This is a genomic window from Arthrobacter sp. Y3223166 (genome assembly GCF_059090935.1).
Genome location: NZ_JBNHGE010000059.1, coordinates 1 through 13,195, shown reverse-complemented (window position 1 = coordinate 13,195; position 13,195 = coordinate 1). Strand labels below are relative to the sequence as shown.

Here is a 13,195-nt window from a genome sequence, read left to right as displayed (position 1 = left end):
TACCTACAGGCTCACCGGACTGACAGCCGGCGAGTACAAACTAAAGTTCCACGGCGGCGGCTCCGGTGCGCTCTCACAGTGGTACGACGGCGCCCAATCCTTCAAAGTGGCCGAAATCCTGACCCTGGCCGACGGCGAAGACCGCGACAACATCAACGTCGAACTCGCCAAAGCCGCCAGCATCTCCGGGACCGTTGCACTACCGGAAGGCGTCGACCCTGCGTGGATCAGCGCCACCGTTTATGACACCGACAACGACTGGGTCAGCTCCGAGCAACTCAACGGGGACGGCACCTACACGGTTTTGGGACTGGCCGCTGGACAGTACAAGGTCCATTTCTCCGCCGGCGGCTCTGGCGCGATCTCGCAGTGGTACGAAGGCGCCCACTCCTTCGACGAGGCCAAAACCCTGACCCTAGCCGACGGCGAAGACCGCGAAAACATCAACGCTGAACTCGGCAAAGCCGCCAGCATCTCCGGGACCATCGTGGTCCCCGGCGGCGCCAACGCCAGCGCTGTACGCGTCCGCGCATACACCGACAACGAGTGGGAATACGTAGCCTCAGCCTGGGTGGAAGAAGACGGCACTTACACAATCCCAGGACTGGCCGCTGCACAATACAAAATGCACTTCTCCGCAGGCCGCTCCGGCGCGCTCTCGCAGTGGTACGACGGCTCCCAATCCTTCGAGGAGGCCGAAACCCTGACCCTGGCCGACGGCGAGGCCCGCGCCAACATCAACGCCGAACTCGCCAAAGCTCGCACCATCTCCGGAACCATCGTGGTCCCCGACGGCGCCAACGCCGGTGGCCTACGCGTTCGGGCATACACGGACAACGACTCGGACTACGTAGCCTCAACCTCGGTGGAAGAAGACGGCACCTACATCCTCACCGGGCTGTCAGCCGGCAGCTACAAATTGGAGTTCTATGCGGGCCGTTCCGGCGCGCTCTCACAGTGGTACGACGGCGCGCAAACCTTCGAAGACGCACAAACACTGAACCTCGACGACGGCGAAGACCGAACCAACATCAACGCCGAACTCGCCAAAGCCGCCAGCATCTCCGGAACCATCGGGGTCCCCGACGGCGCCAACGTCAGTGGCGTAGAGGTTCGCGTATACACCAACGACGACGGATGGGACCACATCGCCTCAACTTCTGTGGAAGAAGACGGCACCTACATCCTCAACGGAATGTCAGCGGGCGAATACAAACTTGAGTTCTATGCCGGCCGTTCCGGTGCGCTCTCGCGGTGGTACGACGGTGCCCAAACCTTCAAAGATGCCCAAGTTTTACAACTCGCCGACGGCCAAGACCGCACCAACATCAACGCCGAGCTGACCACGGGTGCCAGCATCTCCGGAACCGTTCTGGTCCCCAAAGGTGCAGAGGTCAGTGAAGTGGAGGTGTTTATCTACCGTGTCACAAGAGAATGGGACCCAGTTGCGTCCACCCAGGTTAGCGAGGACGGAACTTATACCGTTAGGGGCCTGCCTACCGGCGCATACAAGATCGAATTCGCGGCAGGTCGATCAGGCGCTCTGACCCGCTGGCACAAAGATGCTGAGTCGTTCGACGATGCCCTAGTGGTAAACGTCACCGAAGGTGAATCCATCGTTGATGTCCATGCCACCCTTCCCAAGGCGTCCAGCATTTCCGGCAGGGTGACCATGCCGGCGGGCGCAGATGCCGACTCCGTCCATATCCGCGTCTACAGTTCCGAGAATGCAGAAGACTGGTCCCGCAGTGCATGGAGTAATCTCGACGGAAGTTACGTAGTCACCGGGCTCAAAGCGGGCAGCTACAAAGTCGAATTCGAAACCTACCGCTCCGGAGCCGCACCTCAGTGGTACAAGAACGGCAACTCACACACGAACGCACAGGTCATTATTTTGGCGGAGGGCCAAGCCGCCACCGGTATTGATGTAGCCCTCGTCAAAGGAGGCAGTATTTCCGGAGCGGTGAAGCTGCCAACCGATTTGGATCCCAGGCTAGTCAGCATCAGCGTCTACTCGGCATCGTCTGAACGCTGGATCACAGACACTCACCTAAATGATGCAGGTGGATTTACCATCAACGGGCTAGCCGCCGGCAGCTACAAACTCTATGCCGATATCTGGGGAACGGATTACCCCTCGCAGTGGTATCCCGAAGGGCCAAGCATCAAGTCCGCTACGGCCATCAGCCTTGCCGCCAGCGAGGACCTCAAAGGCATCGAATTCGTCCTGTCCAAGGGCATGACGATTTCAGGAACTATCTCTGTCCCGAAGGGCTACAGCGCGCTAGGTGCCATCGTCGATGTCTATGACGCCTTCGGCGAAAGTATCACTTCAGCCTATGCGGGCGTAAACGGAAAATTTGAGGTTCCACGCCTCCCCCCAGGCCAGTACAAACTCAGGGTGCATGGTCCTTGGGAGTCGGATCTGGCGCCTGCTTGGTATGCAGGCGCGTCTGCTTGGGACGGCTCCGACGCACCTTTGATACTCAGCCAGCAAGACTTGACAGGCATCGATGTTCATTTACACGTCGGCGGACGCATTTCAGGAAAGGTCACGCTTCCGAGCGGGTACAGCACGTCGAACACCTTCGTCACCGTTTACAGGGCGGATTCCGAAGACGGGTGGGAAACGTCAGGGGCAGTAGGTTCAGACGGCAGTTACTCGATTCTGGGGCTGGCGCCTGGCGACTACAAGTTGGAGTTCGTCAACTTTGAGAAGGCGTTTTCGAGGCCGTGGTACAAGCATTCCAGCTCATTCGAGAGCGCAACAGTCGTCAGGGTTCTGGGTGCGGAGAATGTGACGGGCATAGATGCAAACCTAGGAGCCCAGGTATTCACAACCGTTACGCCCCCAAGCATCGCGGGACACGCTTCCCCGGGCAAGACCCTGACCGTCGTATCTGGCTCGACACAACCCTCCGCCGCCAAAGTGGCTTATCAGTGGCTGCGGAATAGCACTGCTATTGCAGGCGCTGAGGGTGCCAGCTACCAGTTGACCCCTGCCGACGCCGGCACATCAATTTCGGTCAAGGCCACCTACACCTTGGATGGCTATAACGAGGCCACGGCAACGTCGGTCCCGGTCATTGTCGGTTTTCAGCCGTTCAACACGGTTCCGACACCAACGATTAGTGGATCTAAACTTCTTGGCGCCACGCTAACTGCTGTCGCCGGGAATGCTTCTCCGAAGGCCTCCGAGGTCACCTACCAGTGGCTCCGAGACGGCAAGGTGATTACCGGTGCGACGGGCACTACCTACAAGCTGGTCCAGGCTGACGCCGGCACGAAGATCAGTGTCACGGCAACCCATGCCTTGACCGGCTATACGACGACGCCGAAAACCTCAGCCGCCGTCGCAACTGCGTTCGTCTTCGAGAGCGCACCGACACCGACGATCAGCGGATCCAAGTCACTTGGGGCCGTGTTGACCGCCACTGTCGGGGCCAGCAAGCCCGCCGCGTCCTCTACCACCTACCAGTGGCTGCGGGATGGGAAGGCCATCGACAAGGCAACCTCGTCGACGTACAAGCTGACGACGGCAGACGCGGCTGGGAAGATCAGCGTCACGGTGACAAGGGCTGCCAGCGGCTACGCAACCACGGCGAAGACCTCGGCTTCCGTTACCACCGCCTTCGCGTTTACTTCCGCCCCGAAGCCCACCATTTCGGGAACCAAGAAGGTCGGCTCTACGGTGACGGCGAATGCCTCGGCCAGCAAGCCGGCGGCGCCGAAGGTGGCTTACCAATGGCTGCGCGACGGGAAAGCCATCAGCAAGGCAACGTCGTCAAAGTACAAGTTGACCGAAGCTGATGCCGGCAAGAAGATCAGCGTCACGGTGACTCGTTCCGCAACGGGCTACGTAAACCAGGCGTCTACCTCTTCGACGGCGACTGTGGCCAAGGTGGCTTCCAAGGTGAGCGTTGCGGCGTCGTCGACGACGGCGAAGACGGCTGTCTTGACCATCAAGGTCACGGCCAGTGGCTTCAAAAACCTGACCGGCACCGTCACCATCAAGGACGGCAGCAAGACCGTGGCAAAGAATGCCAAGGTCACGAACGGCCAGGTTAGCCTCACGCTGAAGAACCAGAAGAAGGGCAAGCACAAGTACACCGTCACCTACGGCGGAACATCGCAGGTTGCGGGAAGCACAACCACCAAGACGGTCACCGTGAAGTAGCCCTGCGGTCCCGCACACAGAAAAGCAGCGGGCGTTCCGATCTCCACCGGCCAGGTGGAAGATCGGGGCGCCCGCTGTTCCCTTTGTAGGACCCCTACAAAGAACCGCCCTCTCACACGCAGAAACGGCATGGTTCATGAGCGAATCCCGCAAAAGCAGGCTAGGCTCCTCAAGGATAGAAGGAGCTTTGAATGACCCAGCGCATCACCAAGGTACTGATCGCCAACCGTGGTGAAATTGCCGTTCGCATAGTCCGCGCCGCACGGGACGAAGGCATTGCCTCGGTCGCCGTCTACGCCGACCCGGACCGGGATGCCCTGCACGTCCGTCTGGCGGACGAAGCCTACGCACTCGGCGGGAGCACCGCCGCCGAGTCGTACCTGATGATGGACAAGCTCCTGCAGGTGGCCGAGGCCGCCGGTGCCGACGCCGTCCACCCCGGCTACGGTTTCCTGTCCGAGAACGCAGAGTTTGCGCAACGGGTCGTCGACGCCGGGCTGACCTGGATCGGCCCCTCCCCCGACGCCATTTCCCAACTGGGCGACAAGGTCCAGGCCCGGCACATCGCCGAACGGGTCGGCGCCCCGTTGGTGCCCGGCACGCCCGATCCGGTGGGCAGCGTGCAGGAAGTCCTGGACTTCGCCGACGCGCACGGCCTGCCGCTGGCCATCAAGGCGGCCTACGGCGGCGGCGGCCGCGGCATCAAGGTGGTCCGTGACCGCGAGGCCATCGCCGAGTCCTACGAGTCGGCGGTGCGCGAGGCCACGGCGGCGTTCGGGCGGGGCGAATGCTTCGTGGAGCGTTTCCTGGACTCGCCGCGGCACGTGGAAACCCAGTGTCTGGCCGACGCGCACGGCAACGTGGTGGTCATTTCGACCCGCGACTGTTCGCTGCAGCGCCGCAACCAGAAACTCGTGGAGGAGGCCCCGGCCCCCTTCCTGACCCCCGAGCAGAACGAGCGCCTGTACACGGCGTCCAAGGCGATCATGCGCGAAGCCAGGTACCAGGGCGCCGGAACCTGCGAATTCCTCGTCGGCCAGGATGGGACCATTTCCTTCCTCGAGGTCAACACCCGCCTGCAGGTGGAGCATCCCGTGTCCGAGGAAGTCACCGGCATTGACCTGGTCCGCGAACAGTTCCGCCTTGCCCGCGGCGAAGAGCTCGGCTATGACGACCCCGACGTACGCGGGCACTCGTTCGAGTTCCGCATCAACGGCGAGGATGCCGGCCGCAACTTCATGCCGGCGCCCGGGACGGTGGAGACCCTGCGCCTGCCCACCGGTCCCGGCGTCCGCGTCGATTCGGGCATCGAAGCCGGCGAAGTCATCGGCGGCAACTTCGACTCCATGCTGGCCAAGCTGATTGTCACCGGCAGCACGCGCGCCCAGGCATTGGAGCGCGCCCGCCGCGCGTTGGACGAGATGGAAATCGGCGGCATGCCCACCGTGCTGCCGTTCCACCGCGCCGTGGTGGCCGACCCGGCCTTCGCCCCCGTGGAAGGGCCGTTCAGCATCCATACCCGCTGGATAGAAACCGAGTTCGTCAACGACATCCCGGCGTTCCAGTCCGTTCCGGCCGCGGGATCCGACGACGACGGCGAACGCCAGCGGGTGACCGTCGAGGTCGGGGGCAAGCGGCTGGAGGTCGTGCTCCCGGCGGGCCTGGGCGGCGGCACCGGCACGCCCGCCAAGTCCAACGGCAAGCCCAAGCGCGCCGGACGGGGCCGTTCCGGTTCCGCAGCCGGGGCCGCGGCCGGTGGCGACGGACTGGCCTCCCCGATGCAGGGGACCATCGTGAAGGTCGCCGTCGCCGAAGGCGACACGGTTGCGGAAGGCGATCTCGTCGTCGTACTGGAGGCGATGAAGATGGAGCAGCCGCTCACCGCGCACAAGTCCGGGACCATCCTGGGGCTGACCGCCAAGCCCGGCGACACCGTTTCAGCCGGCGCCGTGCTGGCTACCATTGCGGATTAAGGCGCACACTTTCAAGGCCGGACTGTATCACTGGTTGTAGTCATGTCACGTTTTAGGTACCAAGTGGGCGCGGGAACTTACTAAGCACGCTGTCCATGCGGTAGCGTGATGCCTACCAAGGAGCAGGACCCGGCCTGACCGGGAGAATTGACGTAGCACCTAACAAAGGAGATGCACCTCATGAACTTCCTAGCATTCCTCTTACTTGGACTTATTGCAGGCGCCATTGCCAAGCTGATCCTTCCCGGACGGCAGGGCGGTGGCTGGATTGCGACGCTCGTCCTCGGTGTCATCGGTGCCCTCCTGGGCGGATGGATCGGCGGTGCTGTGATGGGCGCCGATATGAACGAATTCTTTAGCCTCGAATCGTGGATCTGGGCCATTATTGGCGCCCTGATCGTGCTGGTGATCTGGGGCTTCATCACGAAGAGGAGGAGCACAACCGCTTAATCTTGGCCGATTAAACTGCTCCTTTTAGTGGCATCTGGCCCGCCGCCCCTCCGGGGAGGGCGGGCCTTTTGCTTGCCCTGCAACCTTTTGCTTGCCCTGCAACGCGGCGGCACGCCAAGCCAAGCCATCAAAAAGACCCGCGGCCACTGCCGCGGGTCTTTCTGATCGTCCGGCTGGAAGGTCAGCTCGACTGGTTCTCGTAGTCCATGTCCTTGGTTTCCTTGGTCAGCAGCAGGGCGACCAGCGTCAGGACGGCGGCGCCACTGAGGTAGAGGCCCACCAGGACCGTGCTGCCCCCGGCGGCCTGCCACAGCGCGACGGCGATGAACGGAGCCACCGAAGCACCCAGGATCGAGGAGAAGTTGTAGGCCACGGCCGAGCCGGTGTAGCGCACGTTCGTCGGGAACAGCTCGGGCAGGATTGCACCCATCGGCCCGAAGGTCAGGCCCATCAGCGTGAAGCCGATGATCAGGTGCGCCATGGTGCCGGCGAAGCCGCCGGCGAAGAGCGGCACCCAGAGGAAGCCGAATGCCATGATGCCCAGGGATACCGCAATCAGCGTCTTCTTGCGGCCGTACTTTTCTGCCAGGGGGCCAGACACCAGGGTGAAGATGCCGAAGAACACCACACCGATGATCAGCATCAGCAGGAAGTCGTTGCGGGCATAGCCCAGCCCGGCGGCAAAGGTGTCCGGATCGAACGGCTTTCCGGCGGCCTCGGCCGCGGCGGCGGCGTCCTCGGCGTTGGTTGCCGCCGTGCCGTAGGACAGCGTGAAGGTGGTCATCAGGTAGAACAGCACGTAGGTGGCCAGCATGATGAACGTACCCAGGATCAGCTGGCGCCAGCTGGTCTTGAAGACACGGCCCAGCGGCAGCTTGGTGACCTCGCCCTTGTCCACGACCTTCTGGAAGGCGGGGGTTTCCACCAGCTTCAGGCGCACCCACAGGCCGATGATCACCATCACGGCGCTGGCCAGGAACGGAATGCGCCAGCCCCAGGCCATGAACTCTTCGTTGGCGAGGTTGATGCTCAGCACCAGGAACAGCGAATTGGCGATGATGAAGCCGATCGGGGCGCCCAACTGCGGGAAGGTGCCGTAGATGGCCCGCTTATTCGCCGGCGCATTCTCGGTGGCCAGGAGGGCGGCGCCGCTCCATTCGCCGCCGAGGGCCAAGCCCTGGGCGAAGCGCATGACCACCAGCAGGGCGGGTGCCCAGAAGGACCAGCCGTCAACCTGGGCGGTGGGCAGGCAGCCGATCAGGAAGGTGGCGATGCCCATGGTGAGCAAGGAGGCCACCAGCGTTCCCTTGCGGCCGAACTTGTCGCCGAAGTGTCCGAAAATAATGGACCCCAACGGGCGGGCGATGAAGGCCACGCCGAACACCGCGAACGAACTCAGCAGAGCGACGGCTCCGCTGGCATTCGGGAAGAACAGCGCCGGAAAGACAAGCACGGCGGCCGTGGCGTAGACGTAGAAGTCATAAAACTCGATGGACGTGCCAACAAGGCTGGCAACGATGACGCGGCCGCGGGAGTTCACCGGCGCGGCAGGCGCCCCCGCGGTAACTGATGCTGGTTTGGACATTGAAGTGTTGGCTTTCGCTCGAATGAATAACTTATGAATTCTAGTCAGATGTGTCCGCGATCCGGACAATTGTTTCAACATGTGGACAGCTGTGTTATGCGCACCGCCCTGCTCTTGCTGTTTCCCGGTGCGGACCACTGTGCTCGCCGCGGTCGCCATGCCGCCGTAGGCTGGGCGGACGGAAACACGCGGCGCTGCGAGGGAGGGCCCCGATGGAGGCCGATGAACGGCACGGGATGCTGGCGCGCCCCGATGCGACACTCGCCGTCTATACGTACGGCCCGCCGCACGGGCCCGGGAGGCCGGCCGTCCTGCTGATCCACGGCTACCCGGATGACCACTCGGTCTTCGACTCCGTCGCCGCCCACCTGAGCGCCGACAGCCACGTCATCTCCTATGACACCCGCAATGCCGGGGCGTCCCGAACCCCCATCGCCCGTCCCGGCGCCTACCGCCTGCCCGTCCTGGTGGACGATCTTTTTGCGGTGATCGATGCCTCCGGGGCAGAGGGCGTGCACCTCGTGGGACACGACTGGGGATCGATCCAAGGCTGGGCGGCGGCCCAGGATGCTCGTGCCGAGGGCCGGATTCTCAGCTTCACCAGCATTTCGGGACCGGACCTGGGCCATCTTCACCGCTGGTTCGGGCGCAGGCTGCGCAGGCCCGCGCTCTGGCCGCAGGCGGCAGGACAGGCCGTGCGCAGCCTGTACGTCGCCGGGTTCCAGTTGCCGGTACTGCCGGAACTTGCGTGGCGGACGCTCCTGACCCGTCCGTACGAGCGCTTCTCCGGCCGCAGGATCGGCGACAACGGTGTTCGCGGCCTCGCCCTGTACCGGGCAAACTGGTTCCGGCCCCAAATCCTGTCGGCCCGCTGCCGGGTTCCCGTGCAGGTGATAGTCCCGCGGCGAGACCCGTTCCTCTCGCCCCATCTGGTGGAGGGGCTGGAGGACTGGGTGCCGCGGCTGAGAATTGTTGAAGTGGATGCAGGCCATTGGTGGCCCGCGGAGGCCGGAGAAACAGCCGCACGGATGGTGAGGAACTGGATTGCGGACCTGCCGGGGGTTTGAGGTTCCGCCCGAAGCCGGTCCGCCTATCCCCTATCCCCGGGGGCGCGACCGGCGCGACACCGCGTAGGACGGCGCGCGCAGCTTCTCGATCCAACGGTAGGTATCCGCGTTTGGAAGCCGGTGCACGATCGGATCGAAACGCAGGCCGGTGTCTCCCCCGCCCTGCGCAAGCCGCAGCGTGAGGGTACCAAACCGGCGCCACGGGCCCCACGGCTGCGCGTGGGACAGCGAGAGCACCCAGTCCTCGCTGCCCAGCGCCCGTCGGAATCCCGCCGGATCAGCCGGAAGCGGCACGTTCGGCCGGATTGTGCGGGCTGCGAGCTGGACCGGGCCGTGTGCCCCTCGGTAGGGCATCACCGTGGTCAGCGCCGCAGCACGAACGTCCCGTCGAGGCTGGAGCAGGTACCTGCCGGCCCGGGAGGTACCGCTGGAAGCCAGCAGGATGTCGGCCTGTCCGTCCTCCGCGGTGACCCGCAGCGCGAGCCCGATAATGTCGGGGAGCCGCGACGGCAGGCCCGCTGACCTCGACAGCCGGGCCTCGACGTCGTTGTTCCCCGCTTCGTCCAGCCAGGAAATGCCACTGGCGAGGGAGTTCCCCGATCTCTCCAGCCGCCCTTCCAGATGGAGCCCGATCGGATGGATGGGCCGGGCCGGCCGCAGCCTCTTGAGCGCCGAGAAAACAAAGGCCAGACCACGACCGGCCGCCGTGCCAACATCCCGCATGCCCGCCGACTCCTCCCCCGTGACGCTGCCCCGCTGCGCACCGCTTCCGGCATCTCTGTCAGTCAGCCGGCAAGCCATCCGAACTTCGACCCCGCCATAGACAGCATACTGAGCATCAGCCTACTCTGATTGGCATCGGGCACAGTGCGGACTGCGCAAACCGGGTCCGCCGCCCCTAGCGGGAGGAATCCATGATGAGCAGCGGCAACGAATATTCCGATTCCGGGGAAGAGGAAGCAACAGCTCCCGCAGATCCCGGGGCGGGCAACGACAACAGCACGGAATCCGAGAAGCCGATGGAAACGTCCGGCCCCGATTCCAAGGATGTGCAGGGGGAAGCCGCAGCCGAAAATGCCAAGGAATCGGGCGGCTACGGCTACTGAAGCCGCCGGCGACCCCGGATCGAGACAGTTGCCGCCCGTACCGTCCGGGCCGGATGGCAGGCTTTCCGCATGAACAAAGTAGACGTCATGACCGCCCGCAGGTACGCCCGGGATCGCGGCGAACCCGGCCCCCGCGCCGAAGGCCGCCCGCCCGGGGCCACTCGTGAGCCCTACGGCCGCGAACCGTATGTCCGCGTGCGGCATGAGGGGAAGACGTTCGACGCCAAGGCCATCTCCTGGGACCGGACCAGCGTGCAGGTGAAGTGGATGGATGCGCACGGATCCGCCCGTACCGCCTGGGTTCCCGGCAGCGAGGTCCGGCGCATTCACCGTGACGAGTCCAGCTGGCGCGACCCCTATGATGACTACGCCTTTTACTATCCCGGCGCCTAGGCCAAGCCTCGAATACGGCACAATGGATCGGTGACCGAATCATCCGCGCCTGCCCCGCCCGCCTCCGTTGCAAACCTGCCGCCTCTCGACCCGGCCGCGCTCAGTGCCCGGATCCATGCCCAGCTCGCCCGGGAGCTCGGCGTCCAAGCCTGGCAGGTCAAGGCCGCGGTGGAAATGCTCGACGGCGGTGCCACCGTCCCGTTCATCGCCCGGTACCGTAAAGAGGCCACCGGCACGCTTGATGACGCGCAGCTGCGTGATCTCGAGGAGCGGCTGCGCTACCTGCGGGAACTGGAAGACCGCCGTCGTGCCGTGCTGGAGGCCATCGCCGCGCAGGGCAAACTGACCGTCGAGCTGGAGGCGGCAGTCAACGGAGCCGAGACGAAGGCACGGCTGGAGGACATCTACCTTCCGTACAAGTCCAAGCGGCGGACGAAGGCGCAGATCGCCCGGGAAGCAGGACTGGAGCCGCTCGCCGATGGCCTCGTGGCCGACCCGTCCCAGGATCCGCTGGCAGCGGCGCAAGGGTTCCTCAATGCCGGGCACGCCATCAACGAGCCATCCGACGCCCTGGCCGGCGCCCGGGCGATTCTGGTGGAGCGGGTCAGCCAGGACGCCGACCTGGTCTCCGAGCTGCGCGAGCGGCTGTGGCAGCAGGGCCTGGTGCGGGCCGAGGTCCGCGAGGGCCAGTCGGAAGCCGGCCAGAAGTTCGCCGACTACTTCGACTTCGCCCAGGACCCTGCCGGCCTGCCGTCGCACCGGGTGCTGGCACTGCTGCGGGGCGAGAAGGAAGGCGTGCTGAACCTTGATATCAGCGAAGGCAATCCGGCTCATCCGGAGGACTTCGCCGAGGCGCGCGGCCGGTTTGAGAACGCCGTGGCATCACGGATGGGCGTGGCTGACCGCGGGCGGCCGGCCGACCGCTGGCTCTTGCAAACGGCGCAGCTGGGCTGGCGGCGGATCCTGGTCAAGCTGGCCATCGACCTCCGCGTCCGCCTGTTCACGGCAGCCGAAGACGAAGCAGTACGGGTCTTCGCCGCCAATCTGCGGGACGTGCTGCTGGCCGCACCGGCCGGCAACCGGGCCACGTTGGGGCTGGACCCTGGGCTGCGCACGGGAGTGAAGGTCGCGGTCGTCGACGGAACCGGCAAGGTGGTGGCCACCGATACCATCTATCCGCATGCTCCGGCCAGGAAGTGGGACGACTCGCTCGCAGCCTTGGCCAGGCTCGCGGATCAGCACGCCGTCGAACTCGTCGCCATCGGCAACGGGACCGCTTCGCGGGAAACCGACAAGCTGGCCACCGAGCTGATCAAACTGATGGAGCCCACCCGCAAACTGCAGAAGCTGGTGGTTTCGGAGGCAGGGGCGTCGGTCTACTCGGCCTCGGCGTTGGCCTCGGCGGAGCTGCCCGAACTGGATGTCTCGCTGCGCGGCGCTGTCTCGATCGCCCGCCGGCTGCAGGACCCGCTGGCCGAGCTGGTCAAGATCGACCCGAAGTCCATCGGGGTGGGGCAATACCAACACGACGTCACGGCCAGCAAGCTGGAGCGGTCCCTGGACGCGGTGGTCGAAGACTGCGTCAACGCGGTCGGGGTGGACCTGAACACCGCCTCCCCGTCGCTCCTCTCCCGCGTGGCCGGCCTCGGTACGCAGCTGAGCGAGAATATCGTGGCCTACCGCAATGCCAACGGCCCCTTCGCCAAGCGCTCGGAGCTGAAGAAGGTCCCGAGGCTGGGCGGGAAGGCATTCGAACAGTGCGCCGGATTCCTTCGCATCACCGGTGGTGCCGAGCCGCTCGATGCCTCCAGCGTGCACCCGGAGGCGTACGGCGTGGCACGGAAAATCCTTGCCGCCGCCGGCACAACCGCGACGGGGGCGGGGCGGGGCGCCCAGTCCCTGGCTGTGCTGGACCCGCAGCAGTTCGTCGACGAGCACTTTGGCCTTCCGACGGTAGTGGACATCATCACCGAACTGGAAAAGCCGGGGCGCGACCCTCGCCCGAGCTTCACCACCGCCTCCTTCACCGAGGGCGTGGAAAAGATTTCCGACCTGATGCCGGGCATGGTGCTGGAAGGCACCGTAACCAACGTCGCCGCGTTCGGAGCCTTCGTCGACGTCGGCGTCCATCAGGATGGGCTGGTCCACATCTCCGCCATGTCGAACAAGTACGTCTCCGATCCCCATGACGTGGTCAAGTCCGGCCAGGTCGTGAAGGTCAAGGTTCTCGAAGCCGATCCGGAGCGCAAGCGCATCTCCCTGACGCTGCGGCTCGACGACGAGGCTCCCGTCGGCGAGCGGCGCCAGCCCGGGTCCGGCCACCAGGGCCGCGCGAGCGAAACCCGCAGCGGAAAGGGCGGGTCTCGTCCCGATCCCCGCGGTGGCACAACGGGGCGAGGCGACGGCGGAAAGCCCGGGCGCGGCGCCGGCCGGAAGCCGGGGCG

At 64.8% G+C, this 13,195-nt stretch carries 9 protein-coding genes; 7 read left to right on the top strand and 2 right to left on the bottom strand.

What is annotated here, in order from left to right; all coding sequences use genetic code 11:
* The first annotated feature begins 106 nt into the window (after positions 1–106).
* The 3 genes from AC5RUH_RS15850 (at position 107) to AC5RUH_RS15840 (ending at position 6,600) form a co-directional block, all read left to right on the top strand.
* Complete coding sequence (locus AC5RUH_RS15850; RefSeq protein WP_494129060.1) at positions 107–4,177, top strand: Ig-like domain repeat protein; 4,071 nt, start codon at positions 107–109, stop codon at positions 4,175–4,177.
* Positions 4,178–4,368: 191 nt separating this feature from the next.
* A complete protein-coding gene (locus tag AC5RUH_RS15845; protein WP_494129059.1) occupies positions 4,369–6,150 on the top strand; it encodes an acetyl/propionyl/methylcrotonyl-CoA carboxylase subunit alpha in 1,782 nt (593 codons plus the stop codon).
* 180 nt (positions 6,151–6,330) lie between these two features.
* Positions 6,331–6,600 carry a GlsB/YeaQ/YmgE family stress response membrane protein gene (locus AC5RUH_RS15840; RefSeq protein ID WP_493977616.1) on the top strand — a complete coding sequence of 90 codons (270 nt, stop codon included), beginning with the start codon at positions 6,331–6,333 and terminating at the stop codon, positions 6,598–6,600.
* A gap of 181 nt (positions 6,601–6,781) precedes the next feature.
* On the opposite strand, the gene AC5RUH_RS15835 is transcribed toward AC5RUH_RS15840, so the two are convergent.
* Positions 6,782–8,185, bottom strand: coding sequence for an MFS transporter (locus tag AC5RUH_RS15835; RefSeq protein ID WP_494001334.1), 1,404 nt, complete (start codon positions 8,183–8,185; stop codon positions 6,782–6,784).
* Positions 8,186–8,397: 212 nt separating this feature from the next.
* Here AC5RUH_RS15835 and AC5RUH_RS15830 point away from each other — a divergent pair, with 212 nt between their 5' ends.
* On the top strand, positions 8,398–9,252 hold the full coding sequence (locus AC5RUH_RS15830; protein WP_494129058.1) for an alpha/beta fold hydrolase: 855 nt from the start codon (positions 8,398–8,400) through the stop codon (positions 9,250–9,252).
* Positions 9,253–9,282: 30 nt separating this feature from the next.
* Here AC5RUH_RS15830 and AC5RUH_RS15825 read toward each other — a convergent pair whose 3' ends face one another.
* On the bottom strand, positions 9,283–9,975 hold the full coding sequence (locus AC5RUH_RS15825) for a hypothetical protein (RefSeq protein WP_494001336.1): 693 nt from the start codon (positions 9,973–9,975) through the stop codon (positions 9,283–9,285).
* Positions 9,976–10,169: 194 nt separating this feature from the next.
* Between AC5RUH_RS15825 and AC5RUH_RS15820 the strand changes: the two genes are divergently transcribed.
* The 3 genes from AC5RUH_RS15820 to AC5RUH_RS15810 all read left to right on the top strand — a co-directional run.
* Positions 10,170–10,358 carry a hypothetical protein gene (locus AC5RUH_RS15820; RefSeq protein ID WP_494129057.1) on the top strand — a complete coding sequence of 63 codons (189 nt, stop codon included), beginning with the start codon at positions 10,170–10,172 and terminating at the stop codon, positions 10,356–10,358.
* 69 nt (positions 10,359–10,427) lie between these two features.
* The gene (locus AC5RUH_RS15815) at positions 10,428–10,751 is read left to right on the top strand and encodes a hypothetical protein (RefSeq protein WP_494026427.1); all 324 of its coding nucleotides are present in this window, start codon (positions 10,428–10,430) and stop codon (positions 10,749–10,751) included.
* 75 nt (positions 10,752–10,826) lie between these two features.
* Positions 10,827–13,195: Tex family protein (locus tag AC5RUH_RS15810; RefSeq protein ID WP_494129061.1), on the top strand; the 2,369-nt coding region annotated here is incomplete at its 3' end.

Excerpts from the sequence above, each read along its gene's own strand:
- AC5RUH_RS15845 (WP_494129059.1), top strand. The coding sequence starts at position 4,369 with ATGACCCAGCGCATCACCAAGGTACTGATCGCCAACCGTGGTGAAATT.
- AC5RUH_RS15840 (WP_493977616.1), top strand. The coding sequence starts at position 6,331 with ATGAACTTCCTAGCATTCCTCTTACTTGGACTTATTGCAGGCGCCATT.
- AC5RUH_RS15835 (WP_494001334.1), bottom strand. The coding sequence starts at position 8,185 with ATGTCCAAACCAGCATCAGTTACCGCGGGGGCGCCTGCCGCGCCGGTG.
- AC5RUH_RS15830 (WP_494129058.1), top strand. The coding sequence starts at position 8,398 with ATGGAGGCCGATGAACGGCACGGGATGCTGGCGCGCCCCGATGCGACA.
- AC5RUH_RS15825 (WP_494001336.1), bottom strand. The coding sequence starts at position 9,975 with ATGCGGGATGTTGGCACGGCGGCCGGTCGTGGTCTGGCCTTTGTTTTC.
- AC5RUH_RS15820 (WP_494129057.1), top strand. The coding sequence starts at position 10,170 with ATGAGCAGCGGCAACGAATATTCCGATTCCGGGGAAGAGGAAGCAACA.
- AC5RUH_RS15815 (WP_494026427.1), top strand. The coding sequence starts at position 10,428 with ATGAACAAAGTAGACGTCATGACCGCCCGCAGGTACGCCCGGGATCGC.